Source organism: Pseudomonas sp. RU47 (assembly GCF_004011755.1).
Classification (GTDB): Bacteria; Pseudomonadota; Gammaproteobacteria; order Pseudomonadales; family Pseudomonadaceae; genus Aquipseudomonas.
Genome location: NZ_CP022411.1, coordinates 3739413 through 3757738, shown reverse-complemented (window position 1 = coordinate 3757738; position 18326 = coordinate 3739413). Strand labels below are relative to the sequence as shown.

The following is an 18326-nucleotide window of genomic DNA, read 5'->3' as shown; positions in this document are numbered from 1 at the left end:
CTCAACTGGCCGGCCGCCATCGCGAGCAGGCTCACTGCTGCAATGGTTCTACGGTGGGTTCGGTACTGCCATCACCATTGCTTTTGCATGATGATCGTACGTTCGGTGCCGTGATACTCATCCCGAACCCTGTCGAACCCAAGCGATCGATAAAATCCTTCAGCCGTGATCGAAGAGGGCACATGCAGCTTGTTGAAACCCTGGCTAACGGCAACAGACTGGAGTCTTTCCATCAGCCGCTTACCCAGTCCTTTACCCTGATAGCCCGGCTCGACAAACACGCTGCGAACCACGTCCTGATCAAGACTGGCGGTCGCCACGATGTGTTGATTCAAAGTCGCCACATAAACCTGACGTTTGCCCAGCAAGACCAGAACCGCCTGCGGTGAAAAGCTGCGCTGCACCTGCTCTATAACGTCTGGCGAATAGTCGCGCCCATTGGACACACGCAAAGTATTCACGATGAGCTCACTGATGTTCGCGGCATCTTCGCGTGTTGCCATTCGAATCAGATCTTCCATTTTCGTTAATCCCTGAGACTTTCTCTGCCGGAGGATGGACCAATCACGCACCCCACGGCCCAATCGCGCAGCCATTTCCATTCAAACCGAAACTGTCATATTCAGTATCACTTGCCTACCCATAGTGACCAGCCCAACGCTTAAACAATGAGGCTGCACTGTGTTTCAACGTCTTCTGTGTTCGCTGTCCGTACTGAGCCTGTCCATCGCCGCCGCCCATGCTGCCGAGTCCGTGCCGCTGGACACGCCGCGCCTGCAAGGCATCGACAACTTTCGTGATATCGCCGGCATCACCACCGCGTACACCACGGCCCACGACGGCACGATGCGCAGCGGCGTGTTCTACCGCTCCAACGCGCTGACGCCGACGGCCAGCGATCTGGCGACCCTCAACAGCCTCGGCATCAAAGCCATCTACGACCTGCGCACCCCGAGCGAAATCGCCGCCACCCCGGACACAATGATCAGCGGAGCGACCTACGAGAACATCGACATCATCGGCAGCACCACCTCCGGCGCGAACATCACCAACATCTCCTTCAAAAGCGCCGCCGACGCCATCGCCATGATGGAGCAGACCAACCGCGCCTTCGTCAGCGACGCTGGCATGCGCGGCCAGTTCAACCAACTGTTCAACGAACTGGCCAGCACCGACGGCGCCCAACTGTTCCACTGCACCGCCGGCAAGGACCGCACCGGCTGGACCGCCGCCGTATTGCAGAGCATCGCCGGTGTCGACGATGCAACCATCATGGCCAACTACCTGGCGACCAACGACTACACCGCCGCCCGCGTCGCTGCCACGCTCAAAGCGCTGCCGCCGAGCATGGCTGCCATCTACGAGCCGCTGCTCGGTGTGCAGGCCGGCTACCTTCAGGCCGGCCTCGACGAAGTCACCGCCGAATACGGCAGCATGGACAATTACCTCAAACAAGGCCTCGGCCTGTCGCAAGAAACCATTTACGTCCTGCGCGGCAAACTCGTCGAATACAACAGCCTGCCGGGTCAGGCCGGGCTGATTGGCAACGCTGCCGCTGGCGCCGAATTGCTCCGCCAATTGCAGAACACCGACCTGTCCGGCACCTACAGCGCCTATAACTATTACCTGCAATCGGCGATCGACGCCGGCACCCTCGGCGGTGTCGAATCGCAGGTCGGCGGCCAGGTACACGCCGACGCCGCCAGCTACCTGCTGCGCCAAAACGCAATGATCGAGCAAGCCGCCGCGCCGTTCGCCAGCGGCACTGACCTCAAGGTCGGCCAATACCGCCTCTGGACCACCGCGCTTGCCGGCTACCTCGGCACCGACGGCTCGGCCCACGCCGACAGCAGCAACGAACACAGCCAAGGCTTGATGGTCGGCATCACCCAGCGCTTCAGCGAACAACTCAGCGCACGCGGCGGTTTTGGCTACAGCAAGGGCAGCGTCGGAGGCGCGGGTGGTGAAGCCGATACCGACTTCACCTTCCTCAACATCGGCGCCCGCTACGGCTTCACCAGCCTTGAACAAGGCCTGTTCCTCGACGCCAACGCCAGCGCCGGCTACATCGACTACGACAGCAAAAGCGACCTCGGCGGCGGCCTCGGCACCGCGAAAGGCAACAGCCACGGCAACCTCACCGGCGCCACGTTGGCCCTCGGTTACCGCGCCCCGGTCAACGGCATGACTTTCGAACCAAGCCTGGGTTTGCGCATCAGCCACCTAGACCTCAACGGCTTCAAAGAGAAGGGCAGCGAACTCTCCCTCGACGTCGACGACAACAGCGCCACCCGCCGCAGTGCCGTCGCCAACCTCAACGTAGGTTTCGCCCCGGTGGCGATGGGCGCATGGCAACTGGTGCCCGGCGTACAAGTCGGTTACGAACGCACACTGGGCGACAACCAGGTCGACAGCCAAAGCCACCTGCTGGGCCTCGACATCGAACAACGCGCCGCGTTTGATAATCGCGACCAATTCAGCGGCGGTGTGAATGTGATGGCCAGCCTGGGCGCCCTGAGTCTTGGCGCAGAAATCGGCGCCAATGGCGGCGGCGACAGCCACGGCTTCAACGGCGGTCTCAAGGCCAGCTACGCCTTCTAAAAGACACACGGGATCAAGGATGACCCCCCAATCCAACAAACACCCCAAAACCCAATGTGGGAGCGAGCCTGCTCGCGAAAGCGCCAGTCCAGTCAACACCAACATCGACTGACCCACCGCCTTCGCGAGCAAGCTCGCTCCCACAAATTTGATTCCATCCAAAGCAGCCAATCAAAAGCCCCTCACCCTAACCCTCTCCCGAAGGGAGAGGGGACTGATCGCGTGGATTGGAAGAGTTACACCGACGTGGCATACCGAGTCGAGCTCAAATTTTGAAAGGCCCACCAATCGGCTCCCTCTCCCTCGGGAGAGGGATGGGCGGGCGGCGTTCCGATGAGGGGCGGCCCCACCACAAAACCTGCGAGTGTCCCTTGCGCTGGTATATGAAGTTGTGGGAGAGGGGACTGACCGAGGCGTCTTGCGTCATGCATCGACCTGAAAGATCGAGGCGATTATGGATTCAAAACAAGACTCTCAGGTCGGTGTAGATCTTCAATATCCCCGGCTCGGTTCCCTCTCCTTGGGGAGAGGGCTAGGGTGAGGGGAAAGCAGTTACCGCAAAATCAACTGGCCAACTCGGTCAAACGCCTCCGCGCCCACTCCTCGAACAACCGCGTCGGCGTGCCATCCCCACGCTTAGCGACCCATCGGCGCGGTGCGACGTTTAGCTAAATCTTCTCACCACAAGTTACCTTGCAAACCTGTTACCCAATCACCCCCGAGCCCGAAACTCCGCCGGACTCACCCCATAAGCCCCCTGAAAATACCGGCAAAACCGCCCCACATTACTAAACCCGAACCGCAACGCCACCTCGGTCACCGACCCCGAACCCCGCCGCTTCAAAACCTCATAAGCCCGCTCCAGCCGCACCTGCCGCTGATACCCCACAATCGACATCCCGACACACCGCCGAAAGCCCTCCTGCAACGCGCGATGACTGACATGGCTCAACCGCGCCAGATCCACACCACTGACCAACTGCTCCGGATGCGCCTGAATAAACTCCACCGCCAACTTCACATGTCGCGGCGCAACCATCGCCGTCGGCCGCCGCAACGCCTCGGAAAAATTGTGCGGCCACGCCTCCAGCACCGCATCAATCAACATCTCGCGCAACCGCGACGGCATCAGCGTTCCACTGTTGAGCAACAGATCAAACTCCGTCCCTGTGGCTAGATCGATCAATGCCTTGATCCCCTGAAACGCTGCCGAATTCAGATCCACACTCGGCTCAAAAACAATCTTCTGCAGAATCGGTTTATCCAACAGCGTCGACAACCGCTCAGTGAGCTGATGCCGATTGATCGACATCCCGTGATGCGCGTGGTCATCCAGAAAGCGCATCGAACGGATATCCGCCTTATCGATCGCCAGCCCCACGTGCGACATACCGATAGACTCGGTGGCGTGGTTGAAAACGATCTTGCCGGCAGTGGGAATGACGAAGGTGATCTCATCCTGTGGATCGGGGAAAGCGACGGTGAAATCACCGTGATAATGCATCCGCCGAAAACTCACGCCATCGTGCCGCCCGTAAACGCCGCCGATAATGATGTTCGACGGCAGCGGCGGATTGTCGGCATAACGATTGCCAAACAATCTGGAAAACAATGCACCGAAGTCGTCCGAACGGAGGTTGTCGGAGCGCAGGATGATTTGTTGGCGAACGGGAGTCGGAAACACCTTGGCGGCACCTTCGGTTGGGGGCTCTAGAACTGGGGTGTAGGGCAGGGCGCCGAGGAGATTAGCAGAGGATATATGACGAGTTTGTGACAGCCAGAAACATGCCGTTACAGCGCCGCACCACGTTTAGGAACAAGGACACTCGGCAGGCAAAGGCCAACATGGCAACCTGCTCGCAACTGTACTCAGCAAACAAATAGCGGCGATGCACTCAGCGCTTGGCCCTGTTTGACATGACCTGAAAGCATTCAAGTTAATTGGAGCGGCAATGCAAGCCAACACACAAACACTCCCCATCACCCTGACCCCCGAACTCGACTTCGACCAAAACGCCGCCAGCGCTTTCGGCGAATCGCTGACCAGCGAATACACCCAGGCCACGCCATTCCCGCACATCGTCATCGACAACTTCCTGCAAGCAGACGTCATCGCCAGCATCCGCGAACACTTCCCGGTCGAACCGACCAACAACGAACAAATCTACGAGCGCGGCTACAAAGGCCAACTCAAACGCCAGATCAGCCCCAACGCCTGCAGTCCGTACCTGAAAAACGTCTTCAACACCTTCAACTCCGCACCCATGCTGGAATTTCTCGAAAAACTCACCGGCATTCAAGGGCTGATTCCTGACCCTTATTTTGCAGGCGGCGGATTGCACGAAACCAAAACAGGCGGCTTTCTGGGCGTGCACTCGGATTTTCGGCTGAACAAAAAACTCAATGTTGAGCGGCGGCTGAACGTGATCATTTACCTGACCGAGGACTGGCAGGAAGCGTACGGCGGCAACCTGGAGCTTTGGGATGTGGGGATGAAGAAATGCCTGAAGAAGGTACTGCCGATTTATAACCGGTGCGTGATTTTCAATACGGATAAGGATAGTAACCATGGGCATCCGGAGCCGTTGACTACGCCGGAACACATCACTCGGCGGTCGATTGCGCTTTATTACTACACGGCGAGTGGGGTGGGCGGGGAGCCGGGGCAGAGGAATAAAACGCACTATAAGCCGCGGCCGAAGGATCGTGTCAGTTTGAAGTATTACTTGAATAAATTGTTTAAGAAGAAGGGGTGAGGAGGCCGCGTAATCAGGGAAGCAGCCGTTTTTTGGACTGGGTGGTGAGCAGCTGGTGCAGTTTACGGCAAGAAGGAGACGTTCAAGCCACTAGCCCAATACACTATCGCGAAGATCGTACTCAAAATTTTGGTGTAACTGTTCAGGCAGGAAAAAGAGAGGATTCATGAGTCTTGATCTGTGCTTGGAAGCTGATAGTACACTCACAATTACAGCGCTGAAATGCGCCGTTGAGAATGCGGGGGCTTGGGAAATAGAGGTGGCGGGTAATGGCTTGTCCGCTGTATTTGCCTCGGGGCTTAGATTGAATGGCGGTGATGTAACAGATGACTCTACGATCTATGCTGAGAATACAAAGGGACTCGACTTTCCTGTCGCTTTGCGTTGCACCATCAGATTAAAAGGCCCCGAACCTGAGGGGGAATCGTCTATGGAAGATGTGGATAAAATCGCTCAATCCATATCTCAGTCGTGTTCGGCCTTCTTTCTTATTAGCTTCCAATTCGAAGAAACCTTGTACTGGCGAGATGCTACAGGGCTGCATCGTCTTTGAAGTCGGTGCCTGCGCGTCCTCGTTCGTCCATTTCTGAATGGTTTTTACGGACGGAATACCCCTGAGCTGGGGTGGGCTTCAATTATTTCAATGCACTTCACAGGAGCGATGCGTGATCGATCTGAGTGAAACTATCAGGCTCTTTTCAATGGAAGGGGCAACCCATCTCTACTCGAGCCTTCCATCGATGCTGACGCCGGCAGACCTTTACCATATAAAGGACAATCCAGTTCATAAGGCCGCGCTCGCCGGCTCCAACATTTATCTCATCGTCAGTCGTCATCGCATTTACCTGAATCCTGAAAGTCTATCTCGCAATGGACGGATCGTTTTGGGTGAGTTTTTGGTATTGCGCGAACACGGGGTGACGCGGGTCCCCTTTACTTATGAGATTCGTCTTCCAACAACTGCGGGTACCGCAGACATTTTAGGTGTCGCCGTTGCCGCCAACGGATCATCGATGGTCGTGATGACTTCCGAAGGAGATCAGATGATTGCCGTCAGCGTCATCGTTGCGGCTGCCGAAAGTGAATTGACGCGTCCCGACACGGATATGGAAGTGCTCTATGTTGGCCAGAGCATCGGACGAACGAATACCCTGACGGCGTTGAATCGCTTGTTGTCGCATACCAAGTTTCAGCAAATTCTCGCCGAGAACTCGACACATTCCCCGGAGCGCGAGGTTTTACTTTTGCTCTATCGGTTCGAGCATCGGAGGACAATCATCAGCAATGGAGGCGACTTCAATGTGGAAGCTCAGGCCACTGATGCGCAAGATTCTGCCCATTTCAATCGTCTTAGGGATGTCCGACTGCAGCGACATGAGGTGGTATCCCTGGCAGAAGCGGCGTTGATTAATTATTTCAAGCCGCGCTACAACACCCTACTGAAAAAAACGAATTTTGCTGCAAGCGAAAAGCTTAGAGTGCTACAGCAGTTGATGAAAAAAGGCGTTGCCGGATTGGTCGTGGAGCTTTGCTCGGTAAACATACGATCTCGTCTAGGCTCGGCTAATGCGATACCCATTGAGCTTGTGGATTTGTTCTCGGAAGAGGTGCTTGAAGGGCGAAACATCCAAGAGCTGGAAATCAAGCAGCAGTGGCAAGAGGAATTGAACGTGATCGCCCATTCGCATTGGGCCCGATTTGCGCTGACCACTACGCAGGAGCGTAATACGTTCCTGCATGGTTCGAAGTTTATGGGGCAGACTGAGCAACCATGGGCTTGGTAATCACGGGGTGAAAAAGGGACGGTGAAAAAGGGGGACGGATTAATTTTCAGTCTTGGTGCGTATATCTGATCTTCCTCCATGACGGCATCCTAGCCGTCATGGAGGAATTTTCATTGCTCCGTCGGCACCACGTTATCCAGTGCCCGATTCACCGCCACAGCACCGGGCACTTCGCCAACTAACGACTACACTGATTTACGGTTTTCGACTACACGCTTATTCAAGGAGCTTCACATGATCTGCTGGAATGCAGTTGTCGAAAGAAAAGTCAAAGCCGGCGTCGTCATAAAAAACATGCTTGACGGGAGCGAAGCACTGATCCCGTTTACGACACTAAAACTGGCAGTTCTAGACCCTGTCAACAAGTTAACCGATTGGTTGATAGGAACGCCGTGGGTCGCAGAAACCGAAAAAGAATCGGTCATTGTCGGGCGAGCATTAATTGTATTTTTCAAGCAAAAGGAAGAAAAGCTGGTGCCTGCTTATGCCGCTTTTCGCGGGGATTTCAAATTCAGAATTGATGAGGAAGAGTTCGTCGATCCTTATCAGCGTGAAATAGTGGTGATCTACCACGATTTTTCAGAAGAGATCAAAAAGGGCAACTCGGGCAGTGCTTTTGCTAAAGGTGTCGAGAGCTATGTTGAGACGTTTTCAGGCGTGTCGCACCTGGTTCATGCCGATGGCACATATGAAGAGCTGGTTGTAAAACTGACCAGCGTGGCAGAGGTGGCTGACGGTTGGATCGACACTGTACTGATCGTCACACATGGTTATATCGGGCAGATGTGGCTGGGTAATGCGGACGAAATATTTGTAAAGAGAAATTTTGCTGCAGTGTTGGGCCGGTCTGAATCCGGAAAGGATTTTATCAATCCGGAATCATTTGGCGTGCTGTTGAAGAAACTGTTTGGCCCTAAATTGGGTATTGGCATTTACGCCTGCAACTTTGCGTGCTCCCCCGGAGGCGATGAAGTTGCCATAGCGATCAGAGGGGCCGCTGAAGCGAGAGTTGTTGTCGCAGGTAAAGCGGATGTTTTCCTCAAGCCCAATTCAAAAGGCCACCGCCCGGTCGCAGAGTGCAAAGGGGCGGTGGCGTTCTACTCAGAACATAAAATTGAAATCAAAGGAGGTCAGGTTCCGGTATTTCCGATCTAGCGGTTGGATAGAGGTGGATTCGGCGTGCGCCTCTTGCGCGAACCTTCGTGGCTGTTGCACTGCATTCCTGCTCTTGGCCATTCGAACCTGCGTCCGATCACTTCGGAGCCCGCCAAAGCCTGAAAACCAGGAAAACACCACATTGCCGTTGTGCCCTCTGTATTCGGCTTTCGCCCTGAGTTGCTAACGGCAATAAAACGAGAATAAAGGGGGCTGATTTATTTTCTGTCTTGGTGGGTCTGTCTGGTCTGCCTCCATGACGACATCCCGACCGTCATGGAGGAGTTTTCGTTACTCCGTCGGCACCACGTTATCCAACGCCCGATTCACCGCCAACTCCCCAAGCATTACCACCTGCGCAATGCCTTGGAGTGTCTTGCGTGCCGGTCCGTGAACCAGACCGATTACATCGCCCAACATTACAGAGGCCGAGCCGAGCGATTCACTGGCATTCACCAGCAATTCCTCAGTCTTGGTGTTCGGGTTGGCGATGAACATCTTGTTGGTTTGGTACGGGGTGAGCATGATTTCCGGGGCAGGGCCGAGGTAATGGGAGAGGGCGCGGTCGACGGCTTCGTTGAATTTCTTGGTGTCGGGGGATTCGTCGCCTGAGATTGGATCGGTTTCTGGTGGATTCGGCGTAATTTTGAACATAGATGAAACTCCAGGATGAAAAATGGAGCCATCACTTTCGCTACCAAACGAGGGTGGTGGCCAAACGCAGGTTGGTAGACCGGTCACCTGGATACCCGGCGCGTCCGAAGACGCCCTACGCATGGCCACCATAAACAGCGGACGAAGACGTCCGTGCAAATAGATCTGCGATGCGACAGGTAAGCCGGGCTACCAAACCCGATCACTGCTATTCAGTGACCGACCCACGATAGAACCCGCCCACCCGGCGCACAAGCCGGCGGATTCTGGCGTAGTCGTAGGCAACGGCGCAAGGCGTTGTAGCCTGTCGGACGTATCTCGGAACGTTTTTAAACCAGTCGTTGAAATGCCGGCGTGTGAGGCCTGGCATCCTTAAACAGCGTCGATCATCACCGCGCATCAAGTCCCGGTTTTACTTACACACGGCATCCGCCACGCAATAACCATCCACCAGCGGTGCTTTGCTCACGTCCAGTTCGATGCGGCAGCTCTGTATGGCTTTTTCGCCCCATTTCATTTGGTAGACCTTGCCTTCACCCACCGACAGCATGCAACCCTGATGGGCACCGAGTCTTGAGCAAATTGATCGACTGAGTCTGAAAGGCAGCGGCGGCTAATTCACCGCTTAACCCAAGCGTTTGCGCACCGCTTTCAACACCGCTTCGATGTACCAGGTTTCGACGCCGATGGCGACGGCTTCACTGGCATCAGGCACTAACTCGATTTGAGTGATGATGCCTTGCTCGCCAAGCAGTCGCTGTGCGTCTTGCAGACGTCTGCGTGTACCCGTGAGCCATAGCCGTTGCGGGCCGTCAGCAACGCGAGGGTTTGCGGGTAGGTGCACTGCAGTTTTCGGCGCAGATTGATCAGCGCGGGTTTATTCGCCCGGTCGAGTGCCGGGGTCAGTACATACTGTTTGCCCGTCGCCGCGGTCAGGTCGTATTTGTCCTGTAGATACTCCTCGACACTGAAGCAATTGGCGACCGTCTCGCGCTCGCCGGTCACCACATTGATCAAGTGCGCATTGACACCGACATAACAGAACTCTGTCATGCCGTGGACGACGTAGTCCTCGCTGTTGCTGCGAATGACCCAGTAATCACCGTTGGCGGACAGCTCACAGTTCTGAATGACAAACCGCTCGGGTTTGCCATCTCTCATCACACCGTCAAACAGCGCGAGCACGATTGCGCACGCCTGATCTGCAGTCAGTTTGGGGTTGAACTCGGTCACGCTTTACCAAAACCAAACAATGAACGCAGTTTGCTGCCCAACGTCCGCTGATAGAACGGAGTGGTTTGTGTAAAGAAGTAATCGCTCAGGTCCTGCTCACCTTCCTGAATGCGATACAGGCCAACGTCTTCGCCATCGGGTGCGGTGTCCCTGGCAACTTGACTGGCTTCGCGCAAGATCAATTCAATATCGCCGTCCGCTTCGATGCCAACCACCAGGTGAGGCTTTTCATCCGTCGTTACGTTGTACATAAGCGCCAGAAACCCACGCTTGATGTTGCGATGTTTGGCGAATAGCTGCGTGAGCGCGTTAACCATTTTTGTTGGATATTGCGCGGGCTGCCCGAGTTGCACGTGGGCGTCTTTTTCCAATGTGCGTTGTGTTGTCCGGCCAATCTCGGCGGACAGCAGGCTTTGCACTTCTTCCGGGAGAAACTCTTTGCCATAGGGCGACTTCGGTTCCAGGAAAAGCGGAGTGCCCAGCGTCATTTCAAACAGGGATCTGGCCGGAATTTCCAGGTAGGACTCGCCACGAGCTATGGACTGCTCCAGCGTTTGCAGCGAGGTAAAAAACGGGATGACTGCCGTGCCGTCCTGCTTTTCCCAATGTGCGATGCTGATTTGGCTGCCAGCCTCAAGGTCAATGTGTCCCTTACCCGCGCCGGTCGAACCCGGGACATAAACCATTGAGTTCAACAGCGTCTTGAAAAAATCAGGTCGGCGGGCAGGTTCTTTCGCAGCCAACTCGAGCGATTGTTCTAGTGTGTTTTCTTCCTGGGTATTGCTGATGTCCATCGGTGGTTCCATAAAAACAGACAAAAATGAATGGCAAAGAGTGGGGCAGTCGCTAGTGCACCCTAGCAGGATCCAGCGTTTCCCTTGAGCGTGTACGTCGTAGGCAAACTCCCAGAAAACCGAATAACCCAGGCGCCCCTTTACGTATCTGAAGGCGCTTATCTGGTCAGCCTCATTGACATGTGCAGGTCGCATCATCTCGCTGGCAAGTTGCGTGATTTCTTCGCGTTTAAAACTTTCATACGCCTCCATTGTTGTAACGGCTTGCCCGGCAGAATCGTGAGCAGGTTTTTACGCGCCTGTGAAAACGTGAAGAAAAGCGTTCTGATAAATCTGAAATTTGATGGGGTAGGATGCTCACACACTGGAATAGCCTTCTTCATCAAGGACGCGACATTTATGGAAACTCTCTTTTCTCAAGTCAGCGAACGTTTGCATGATCGCCAATTCGCGGTAGCGGATAACACGCAGGGGCTGTCGGGTAGCGGGACGGTGTTTCATTACCGTGTTGAGGGTTCGGGCATTTCCAGCACTTACCAAGGCGGGCGGATTCGTATGGGGCATCAAGTTGGCCGCGTGACTGGTCCTGACACCATAGAGTTGCTGTTTCATTGCCTGACGACTGAGGACGAGATTTTGTCCGGTTGGTCCCGTGGCATTGTCGGGGTGGACGACGGAGGGCGAACGACGTTGAGCTTTGTGTGGGGGTGGTTGTCCGGTGCTAGTGGAGGCGGGGAGTCGAGTTACGTTGAGGTATACCCGGATCGTGTGTCGGCATAGATCCGGTCTTGTTTAGCCCGCTGATTTGGGCGTCTTTTCAGTAATAAAGCGCTGTGCCTCAGCATGGGCAATGACATCATGCCTATTTCCGGTGAGGGCATAGGGCCGACTGTCTGCAAGGAATAGGGTAGGGATATTTGATGAGCAAACTGTCAGCAATGATCGCGCAAGCGAGTGCGGGGCTGTCCGTGCAGCAGCGTATTTCGGATGAGAAGTGGGCGGCAATTACGCAGCAGTGTGGGGACGAAGAGGTTGCTGAAATACGCAGTCGCATTGACGCGCTGAGGACCGAGTTGTCGACGGTTGAGGATTGGGATGGCGACACTCAGGATGAGATTCATCTGGCGATTGCTCAATTCGCCAGAATGCTGGAGCTCGCGTCTAAGGCTGTCTAGCCGGTGAATGTACTGTTGTTATCACTTTTGTCTCTTCAGTATCCGCGATGAGCGCTGCGACCTGCTCTTTCGGATGGGGAGAAAGTTCGGGGTATTCATCGATCAGGTATTCGATAACGGCTTGGTCATCCCAGGGGCCGAGCGATGTGATGTAGTCAGGGTACTGATTCTGAATTTCTCTCCATGAGGCGTAAGGGTGTCTGGAGAGCAGCACCTCGGTGTGGGTGTAAATAACGTGGATTTGCAATGGCTGGTTTTCCTTATGCTGTTTGAGCATCCAGACGCCTTTCATGCCTGTTCTGGTGCAGGTGCGGTGGTACGGGCCACATCCCAAGTCCGCATCACCTGCGTAATCGCCGCATCAATGCTCTCGATCGGCGTGTCATCCCGAGCAAGGATGGAAATCCCCTGCAGGAAACTATCGAACACCGTCGCCATCGCGGCTGCGTTCGTGTCGTCCGCTAACAGCCCTTCACTCACACCACGCTCGACGCACGCCACAATCCCCGCGCGGGTTCGGGCGCGGGAGTGGGTGAGGGCTTGAGCGACGTGGGCGTTTTCCGGGCTCGGCGCGCTCATGACGCCGAGGGTGACCATGCAGCCTTTCGGGTGGCCGTCGTCGCATTGCATGCGTGCCGATTGGCGCAGGGCGGTTTCGATGGCTTGGCGTGGCGGCAGGGTTTGGTCCCACAGGCATTCGGTGACTTGGGCGAAGGTCGCCAGGTAACGCTGCACGCATTCGTCGAACAGGGCTTCTTTGGAGCCGAACGCGGCGTAGAAACTCGGTGCGGAAATGCCGCCGCCCAGTTCAGCCTTCAACAGTGAAAGGGATGTCGAGTCGTAGCCGTGTTGCCAGAACAATTGCATGGCCTGGTCGACGGCGTCGTCGCGATCGAATGCGCGGGGGCGGCCGGTTCTGGCCATAGCTGAAACTCCTCGGAAAGTGATTTGGATACTAGTCGATACATAAGTCGTTGACAACGTGCCTCGGCTGCCGCCAGTATTTTATATCGATCGGTACGCAAGTCTGAATTTCCAAACTCAAGGAGTTTCCCGTGACACCTTCATTGACTCTATCGGCGGCGCCGAAACGCCTGCCCATCGGCGCGCTGCTGGCGCTGGCCATGACCGGTTTTATCTGCATCGTCACCGAAACCCTGCCCGCCGGGCTGTTGCCGCTGATCAGCGAAGGCTTGGCGATTTCACCTTCGATGGCCGGGCAGATGGTCACCGCGTATGCGCTGGGCTCGGTGCTGGCGGTGATTCCGATGACCATTGCCACTCGTGGCTGGCGTCGACGCAATGTGTTGCTGCTGACCATTGTCGGTTTTCTGCTGTTCAACTCGATCACGGCGCTGTCGTCGCACTATGGTGTGACGCTGGTGGCGCGTTTCTTTGCGGGGGTGGCGGCAGGGTTGGCGTGGAGTTTGTTGGCCGGTTATGCGCGGCGCATGGTTGAGCCTGATCAGCAGGGCAAAGCGTTGGCACTGGCCATGGTCGGTACGCCGATTGCCCTGTCACTAGGCGTGCCGCTCGGCACATGGCTCGGTGGCCTCGTCGGATGGCGCACGACGTTTGGCCTGATGTCGGCCCTGACGTTGATACTGATCGTTTGGGTGTTGGTGAAGGTGCCGGATTATCCGCCGCAGCCTGCGCATCAGCGTCTGTCGTTGCGCCGCGTGTTGACCACGCCGGGTGTGCGGCCGGTGCTGGCGGTGGTGATCAGCTGGATGCTGGCGCACAACATTCTCTACACCTACATCGCCCCGTTTGTGGCGCCGGCGGGGCTGGCGGATCGTGTAGATCTGGTGTTGTTGGTGTTTGGTCTCGCAGCGTTGTCGGGGATCTGGCTGACCGCGAAACTGGTTGAGCCGCTGTTGCGCAAGACCGTGCTGGTGAGCTTGGCGACGTTTGCATTGGTTTGCGTGGTGTTTGGCTTTTGGGGGCGTGTACCGCAGGTGATTTACCTCGGCGTGTTGGTGTGGGGATTGAGTTTTGGTGGCGCGGCGACGTTGTTGCAGACGGCTCTGGCGGATGCGGCGGGGGATGGCGCAGACGTGGCGTTGTCGTTGAATGTGGTGGCGTGGAATAGCGCGATTGCAGGCAGCGGGGTGGTCGGTGGGGTGTTGCTCGACCGCTGGGGCGTCGCCTCGTTTCCCTGGGCCATGGTGGTGCTGGTGAGCGTGGGGTTTGCCATTGCCTTCGGCGCTCGGGGGCACGGGTTCAGATCGGGGCCGCGTGTTGCTGGAGCGGCTGCGGTTGCCGGGCACTGATGCCCGGACGATTTTCGGGATTATCGCTAGCCTCGATACAGACGGAAGGTTCCATGTTTTCACGTCGCACTGGAATGCATCCGTCGCTAAGCAGAGGGATAGCTGAACGGCTCCAGAAAAATCTGTGGATCCACCCACAACCTCAGGCCAAAGGGAATCACGGAGTAACCGTCATATCGCCCGGAGAAGGTGTTCGACGCGGCGAATTCAACAAATTTCCCGCGTTGATCGTCAATGACACGGATACCGGGGCAGCCCTGCATTGTGTATTTGATAATGGGGTTGGGTAACGATTTTTCCCAAACCTGAATCTCTACATCTGAATCGTATTGCCAGATCGTCAGCTTCAGGCTGATGGAACCCTGTTCGATCAAGTACTGATGGTAGGTCTCATACTCATCCTGATCGGGAATCACGCCTAGTGCAGCAATAAGGTCAAAAGGGTCCCATGTGAGCAGCGGCATAGCGTTTCCTTGGTCTGAAATCTGTGCTTATGGTACTCATCGCTGATCTGTAAAAGTACACTCGCGTACTACTTCCGAGAGGAGCCACAACCCATGACCACTCAAACCGAAACCGCCATCCTCGCCGGCGGCTGCTTCTGGGGCATGCAGGATCTGCTGCGGCGCTATCCCGGCGTGTTGCAGACTCGCGTCGGTTACACCGGCGGCGATGTGCCGAACGCTACTTATCGCAACCATGGCGACCACGCCGAGGCCATCGAAATCACCTTCGATCCTGCCGTGATCAGCTATCGACAGATCCTCGAGTTTTTCTTCCAGATTCACGACCCAAGCACGCCCAACCGTCAGGGCAACGACCTCGGTCGCAGCTACCGTTCGGCGATTTACTACCTCAGCGAAGAACAACGCGACATCGCCGAGGACACGGCTGCCGATGTCGACGCCTCAAAACTGTGGCCGGGCCGCGTGGTGACCGAAATCGAACCGGCGGGGCCGTTCTGGGAAGCGGAACCGGAACACCAGGATTACCTCGAGCGCATTCCGAATGGCTACACCTGCCATTTCATTCGCCCGAACTGGAAGCTGCCGAAGCGCGGGTGAAGGGGGCACGCCGCTCATTCCGCGCCACTTCAGTGGTTGCGAGGCTGAATGAGCTTCCGACTTCGCGGGCAAGCCCGCGAAGAGGCGAGTGCCCATGGCGCCGTTTTAACCCTGCGCTTGATCCTTCAAATCATCCAGCGCATCGATGATCGCCTCATCGCTGTCGGCCATTGCATCTCGCATATCTTTAGCGAGGGTGCTCTGGACGGCCATGAATTTTTCGGCCAGATCGCGGCCCTTTTTCGAACTCAGGATGATCGTCATCGCCTGCTCGGGATGCTGGTTGGCGCGAGTCAGCAGGTCAAGCTCCTCGTTGTTGAAGTGATTGGCATAGATTTCCACGACCATGCCCTTCAGGTCGTCAGGATCGATGTTCTCTCGTACAACGTTGCGAATTTGCTCGTGTTCGAGCATCGGGTAGCGGGACGCATAACCGCTGGACGCGGTCTCGACCATGCTGGCGTATTGCTTGGTCATGCCACTGGACTCGACGAACGCCTGCGCCTTGTCCTTGTTACCCCCACAACCCGCCAGCGCCGCTGCGGCCAATACAGCCAGCATAATTTTTTTTATGCTCATGAGCATTTTTCCTTGAATGATCTGTAAGTGCAGAGAGCGCCACAAGTGTCCCTGTCTCTCACTCCAGACAGTGTTTAGGGGTAATGTGGAAGTGATCGAGCAGTGTCGCCATTAATGCCGGCTGACCTGCTTGAGCCAGTTCCAGAAGGGGTCGTTCGAATCGCTCACATCCATGCACTCTGTACCGCGGACCAGATCCGCTGCTCGCGCCGGTATGCTCAGCCCGAGCGTTCGCTCGACGTGGCTTCGCAACAGAAGAGGCGGAGGAGGGTAATCGTCTTCGGCGTATTCTTTTTCGCGTACTTGATCCGGGGTCAGTTGAAATTGCTCCGGCCAGCAGAGCTCGTCGTAACCGATAGCCAGCAGCCTCAACAAGTCTTCAATCGTGTCGGTCAGGACGCAAAGCATCGTTGACCCGGACCCTGATCCCAGATGGACGAATCGCTGTTGCCCGCTGTCGTCCAGCCACAGCCCGGCCCACGAGCCGTCCCCACCGGTTCTGAGGAATAGGGTCAGGCGCTGGTTTACGTCAGGATCATCGCTGTTAGTCCAGCGGGCGGTGTCGGCAGGTACTGGCAGGTAAAAAGCGGTTGTCGCCACATCGCTGTGTGCGGGGTCCGGATGCAGCGTCATATAGCGCGTGCCATCGCGGTGACTGCGCACGCAGCCATGCTCTTCCAACAACTCAAGTGATTGGCGAAGGCGTGCGGGTATCGGATTGCCCGCAGGAAAAGCGGCCGCCATGTCATCGGTGAAGTTCATTCATTTCCTGACTCGGTGGGCATTGGAGAGGGTTGTGTTCCGGTTCAAACGTCGTCGTTTTATCAAATCACCGACTCTCTGAAATCACACGACTCATGTATTGATTCAAGTCGCGAAAGTCCTGAACGCTCCAGGCGTGCGGCGCGATTTTTATGCCGTTGTCCCGCAGGGTTCTTGGAATCAGGTCGCCATTGGGGCGAAGAATGATCGAGGAGACGATGACGCCTGGATAATCATGCAGTCGCTTCTTGAAGATGGCTGTTGTCAGGTCAGGCGTCGGCGGTTGGCTTTTATTCGCCAAGGGGCCTGTTGCCTTGATATCTGCTCCATGGCACACCGCACATCGCTGTAAAAAAAGATTTTTGCCATTGGCGTTATCGGCGAAGGACAAAGATGTTTGAGTTATCGACAAAATTGCAAGCGAAGCGATGAGCAATACTTTCATTTTTCACGGTCCTTGTGGCGGACCGGTCAACCCGGTCCACATTTTACGATCACTCAGTTTTCAAGCGTGAACCCGTGTTTCCAACCCGGACTCATGGGATTTGCGATCGCTCGGTTTTGGCAATCGCCGCGATCAAATCAGCAAGTCCGGCCGTGACCTCGGCGGTCTCGTCGAGAACCCAGGGTCCCGGTGCATGTTCAATCACGCTTTACCAAACCCCAGAAAAGAACGCAGTTTATTGCCCCACTTGCGCTCATAGAAGGGCGTGGTTTCCCTGAGAAAGTAATCACTCAGGCCGGCTTCGCCTTGGGACACACGGCACAAATCAACCGGCTCGCCCTGCGGCGCGGTATCCCCGGCAACATTGCCCGCCTCACGCATAACCCGCTCAATATCGCCGTCCGCCTCAATGCCCACGATCAAGTGCGGTTTTTCGTCCACCGAGGTGTCATGCATCAATGCCAGAAACCCGCGCTTCACATTGGAATGTTTGGCGAACAGTTGCGTGAGCGAGTGGACCATTTGTGACGGGTATTCGGCAGGCTGGCCGAGCAGCACGTTGGTTTCTTTCTCGACCGTGCGTTGCGTGGCGGTCTGGCCAACGGCATCGGCGAGCAAATTGTGCACCTCTTGCGGGAAAAACTCTTTGCCGTAAGGCGACTTCGGATTCAGACAGAGCAGGGCGCCCAGTGTGATTTCGAACAACGATCGGGCGGGTATTTCGAGGTAGGTCTGCTCGCTGTCGATGGACTGTTGCAGTGTTTGCAGGGACGAGAAAAACGGGATGACCGGGGTGCCATCCGGTTTTTGCCAATGGGCGATGCTGATGTTGCTGCCGGCTTGGAGATTGACGTGGCCGTCTGCCTCTCCGGCGGTGCCGAGAATGTAAACGTTCGAATTCAACAGAGTGTTGAAAAACTCCGGACGATGTGCCGGTTCGTCGGCGGCCCGTTTGAGGCTTTTTTCCAGCAGGTTTTCTGGTTGGGAATCCATGGTGTTCATCCGTGACTCGTTCTGAAACAGGGCGTAGAACATTTACATCGACGCGTGT

The 18326-nt window shown here is 56.0% G+C and carries 21 protein-coding genes; 9 read left to right on the top strand and 12 right to left on the bottom strand.

Annotation, left to right across the window (positions count from 1 at the left end; translation table 11 throughout):
- Nucleotides 1-71: 71 nt before the first annotated feature.
- Entirely contained in the window at nucleotides 72-521 is a 450-nt protein-coding gene (locus tag CCX46_RS17075) for a GNAT family N-acetyltransferase (protein WP_127928290.1), read from the bottom strand.
- 160 nt (nucleotides 522-681) lie between these two features.
- Here CCX46_RS17075 and CCX46_RS17070 point away from each other — a divergent pair, with 160 nt between their 5' ends.
- On the top strand, nucleotides 682-2601 hold the full coding sequence (locus CCX46_RS17070) for a tyrosine-protein phosphatase (protein ID WP_127928288.1): 1920 nt from the start codon (nucleotides 682-684) through the stop codon (nucleotides 2599-2601).
- A 712-nt stretch (nucleotides 2602-3313) separates the two neighbouring features.
- Here CCX46_RS17070 and CCX46_RS17065 read toward each other — a convergent pair.
- Entirely contained in the window at nucleotides 3314-4285 is a 972-nt protein-coding gene (locus CCX46_RS17065) for an AraC family transcriptional regulator (RefSeq protein WP_127928287.1), read from the bottom strand.
- 268 nt (nucleotides 4286-4553) lie between these two features.
- Here CCX46_RS17065 and CCX46_RS17060 point away from each other — a divergent pair, with 268 nt between their 5' ends.
- From CCX46_RS17060 to CCX46_RS17045, 4 genes are all read left to right on the top strand, one after another.
- Nucleotides 4554-5357 carry a 2OG-Fe(II) oxygenase gene (locus CCX46_RS17060; RefSeq protein ID WP_127928285.1) on the top strand — a complete coding sequence of 268 codons (804 nt, stop codon included), beginning with the start codon at nucleotides 4554-4556 and terminating at the stop codon, nucleotides 5355-5357.
- A 166-nt stretch (nucleotides 5358-5523) separates the two neighbouring features.
- Nucleotides 5524-5910: a hypothetical protein gene (locus CCX46_RS17055; protein ID WP_127928283.1), complete on the top strand. Its 387-nt coding sequence runs from the start codon at nucleotides 5524-5526 to the stop codon at nucleotides 5908-5910.
- 112 nt (nucleotides 5911-6022) lie between these two features.
- Nucleotides 6023-7141, top strand: coding sequence for a hypothetical protein (locus tag CCX46_RS17050; protein ID WP_238704343.1), 1119 nt, complete (start codon nucleotides 6023-6025; stop codon nucleotides 7139-7141).
- A 234-nt stretch (nucleotides 7142-7375) separates the two neighbouring features.
- A complete protein-coding gene (locus CCX46_RS17045) occupies nucleotides 7376-8296 on the top strand; it encodes a hypothetical protein (RefSeq protein ID WP_127928281.1) in 921 nt (306 codons plus the stop codon).
- 291 nt (nucleotides 8297-8587) lie between these two features.
- Here the strand turns inward: CCX46_RS17045 and CCX46_RS17040 are convergent, their stop codons facing one another.
- The 3 genes from CCX46_RS17040 to CCX46_RS17030 form a co-directional block, all read right to left on the bottom strand.
- Nucleotides 8588-8950 (bottom strand): DUF6124 family protein, encoded by a 363-nt coding sequence (locus CCX46_RS17040; RefSeq protein WP_127928279.1) that lies wholly within the window; start codon nucleotides 8948-8950, stop codon nucleotides 8588-8590.
- A 714-nt stretch (nucleotides 8951-9664) separates the two neighbouring features.
- Nucleotides 9665-10183: a hypothetical protein gene (locus CCX46_RS17035; protein ID WP_177413865.1), complete on the bottom strand. Its 519-nt coding sequence runs from the start codon at nucleotides 10181-10183 to the stop codon at nucleotides 9665-9667.
- Nucleotides 10180-10977: an enhanced serine sensitivity protein SseB C-terminal domain-containing protein gene (locus CCX46_RS17030; RefSeq protein WP_127928277.1), complete on the bottom strand. Its 798-nt coding sequence runs from the start codon at nucleotides 10975-10977 to the stop codon at nucleotides 10180-10182. Before CCX46_RS17030 ends, CCX46_RS17035 begins: the two co-directional genes overlap by 4 nt.
- Nucleotides 10978-11376: 399 nt before the next feature.
- Here CCX46_RS17030 and CCX46_RS17025 point away from each other — a divergent pair, with 399 nt between their 5' ends.
- Nucleotides 11377-11757, top strand: a complete 381-nt coding sequence (locus CCX46_RS17025; RefSeq protein WP_127930418.1) for a hypothetical protein — start codon at nucleotides 11377-11379, stop codon at nucleotides 11755-11757.
- Nucleotides 11758-11897: 140 nt separating this feature from the next.
- The gene (locus tag CCX46_RS17020; RefSeq protein ID WP_127928275.1) at nucleotides 11898-12152 is read left to right on the top strand and encodes a hypothetical protein; all 255 of its coding nucleotides are present in this window, start codon (nucleotides 11898-11900) and stop codon (nucleotides 12150-12152) included.
- Here the strand turns inward: CCX46_RS17020 and CCX46_RS17015 are convergent.
- The gene (locus CCX46_RS17015) at nucleotides 12139-12444 is read right to left on the bottom strand and encodes an ATP-binding protein (RefSeq protein WP_238704342.1); all 306 of its coding nucleotides are present in this window, start codon (nucleotides 12442-12444) and stop codon (nucleotides 12139-12141) included. The two genes, CCX46_RS17020 and CCX46_RS17015, sit on opposite strands and share 14 nt — an antisense overlap.
- Nucleotides 12441-13076 carry a TetR/AcrR family transcriptional regulator gene (locus CCX46_RS17010; protein ID WP_127928274.1) on the bottom strand — a complete coding sequence of 212 codons (636 nt, stop codon included), beginning with the start codon at nucleotides 13074-13076 and terminating at the stop codon, nucleotides 12441-12443. Before CCX46_RS17010 ends, CCX46_RS17015 begins: the two co-directional genes overlap by 4 nt.
- A gap of 131 nt (nucleotides 13077-13207) precedes the next feature.
- Here CCX46_RS17010 and CCX46_RS17005 point away from each other — a divergent pair, with 131 nt between their 5' ends.
- The gene (locus CCX46_RS17005; RefSeq protein ID WP_127928272.1) at nucleotides 13208-14425 is read left to right on the top strand and encodes an MFS transporter; all 1218 of its coding nucleotides are present in this window, start codon (nucleotides 13208-13210) and stop codon (nucleotides 14423-14425) included.
- Between the two features lie 86 nt (nucleotides 14426-14511).
- Here CCX46_RS17005 and CCX46_RS17000 read toward each other — a convergent pair whose 3' ends face one another.
- On the bottom strand, nucleotides 14512-14889 hold the full coding sequence (locus tag CCX46_RS17000) for a hypothetical protein (protein WP_127928270.1): 378 nt from the start codon (nucleotides 14887-14889) through the stop codon (nucleotides 14512-14514).
- A 93-nt stretch (nucleotides 14890-14982) separates the two neighbouring features.
- On the opposite strand from CCX46_RS17000, the gene msrA reads away from it, so the two are divergent.
- Complete coding sequence (gene msrA / locus CCX46_RS16995; RefSeq protein ID WP_127928268.1) at nucleotides 14983-15489, top strand: peptide-methionine (S)-S-oxide reductase MsrA; 507 nt, start codon at nucleotides 14983-14985, stop codon at nucleotides 15487-15489.
- Between the two features lie 105 nt (nucleotides 15490-15594).
- Here msrA and CCX46_RS16990 read toward each other — a convergent pair whose 3' ends face one another.
- The 4 genes from CCX46_RS16990 to sseB form a co-directional block, all read right to left on the bottom strand.
- On the bottom strand, nucleotides 15595-16068 hold the full coding sequence (locus CCX46_RS16990; RefSeq protein ID WP_127928266.1) for a hypothetical protein: 474 nt from the start codon (nucleotides 16066-16068) through the stop codon (nucleotides 15595-15597).
- A gap of 111 nt (nucleotides 16069-16179) precedes the next feature.
- On the bottom strand, nucleotides 16180-16830 hold the full coding sequence (locus CCX46_RS16985; RefSeq protein ID WP_127928264.1) for a hypothetical protein: 651 nt from the start codon (nucleotides 16828-16830) through the stop codon (nucleotides 16180-16182).
- Nucleotides 16831-16897: 67 nt separating this feature from the next.
- Nucleotides 16898-17275 carry a c-type cytochrome gene (locus CCX46_RS16980; protein WP_127928262.1) on the bottom strand — a complete coding sequence of 126 codons (378 nt, stop codon included), beginning with the start codon at nucleotides 17273-17275 and terminating at the stop codon, nucleotides 16898-16900.
- A gap of 201 nt (nucleotides 17276-17476) precedes the next feature.
- Entirely contained in the window at nucleotides 17477-18268 is a 792-nt protein-coding gene (sseB, locus tag CCX46_RS16975) for an enhanced serine sensitivity protein SseB (protein ID WP_127928260.1), read from the bottom strand.
- Between the last annotated feature and the right edge of the window lie 58 nt (nucleotides 18269-18326).

Excerpts from the sequence above, each read along its gene's own strand:
- CCX46_RS17075 (WP_127928290.1), bottom strand. The coding sequence starts at position 521 with ATGGAAGATCTGATTCGAATGGCAACACGCGAAGATGCCGCGAACATC.
- CCX46_RS17060 (WP_127928285.1), top strand. The coding sequence starts at position 4,554 with ATGCAAGCCAACACACAAACACTCCCCATCACCCTGACCCCCGAACTC.
- CCX46_RS17055 (WP_127928283.1), top strand. The coding sequence starts at position 5,524 with ATGAGTCTTGATCTGTGCTTGGAAGCTGATAGTACACTCACAATTACA.
- CCX46_RS17045 (WP_127928281.1), top strand. The coding sequence starts at position 7,376 with ATGATCTGCTGGAATGCAGTTGTCGAAAGAAAAGTCAAAGCCGGCGTC.
- CCX46_RS17040 (WP_127928279.1), bottom strand. The coding sequence starts at position 8,950 with ATGTTCAAAATTACGCCGAATCCACCAGAAACCGATCCAATCTCAGGC.
- CCX46_RS17030 (WP_127928277.1), bottom strand. The coding sequence starts at position 10,977 with ATGGACATCAGCAATACCCAGGAAGAAAACACACTAGAACAATCGCTC.
- CCX46_RS17025 (WP_127930418.1), top strand. The coding sequence starts at position 11,377 with ATGGAAACTCTCTTTTCTCAAGTCAGCGAACGTTTGCATGATCGCCAA.
- CCX46_RS17020 (WP_127928275.1), top strand. The coding sequence starts at position 11,898 with ATGAGCAAACTGTCAGCAATGATCGCGCAAGCGAGTGCGGGGCTGTCC.
- CCX46_RS17015 (WP_238704342.1), bottom strand. The coding sequence starts at position 12,444 with ATGAAAGGCGTCTGGATGCTCAAACAGCATAAGGAAAACCAGCCATTG.
- CCX46_RS17010 (WP_127928274.1), bottom strand. The coding sequence starts at position 13,076 with ATGGCCAGAACCGGCCGCCCCCGCGCATTCGATCGCGACGACGCCGTC.
- CCX46_RS17000 (WP_127928270.1), bottom strand. The coding sequence starts at position 14,889 with ATGCCGCTGCTCACATGGGACCCTTTTGACCTTATTGCTGCACTAGGC.
- msrA (WP_127928268.1), top strand. The coding sequence starts at position 14,983 with ATGACCACTCAAACCGAAACCGCCATCCTCGCCGGCGGCTGCTTCTGG.
- CCX46_RS16990 (WP_127928266.1), bottom strand. The coding sequence starts at position 16,068 with ATGAGCATAAAAAAAATTATGCTGGCTGTATTGGCCGCAGCGGCGCTG.
- CCX46_RS16985 (WP_127928264.1), bottom strand. The coding sequence starts at position 16,830 with ATGAACTTCACCGATGACATGGCGGCCGCTTTTCCTGCGGGCAATCCG.
- CCX46_RS16980 (WP_127928262.1), bottom strand. The coding sequence starts at position 17,275 with ATGAAAGTATTGCTCATCGCTTCGCTTGCAATTTTGTCGATAACTCAA.
- sseB (WP_127928260.1), bottom strand. The coding sequence starts at position 18,268 with ATGGATTCCCAACCAGAAAACCTGCTGGAAAAAAGCCTCAAACGGGCC.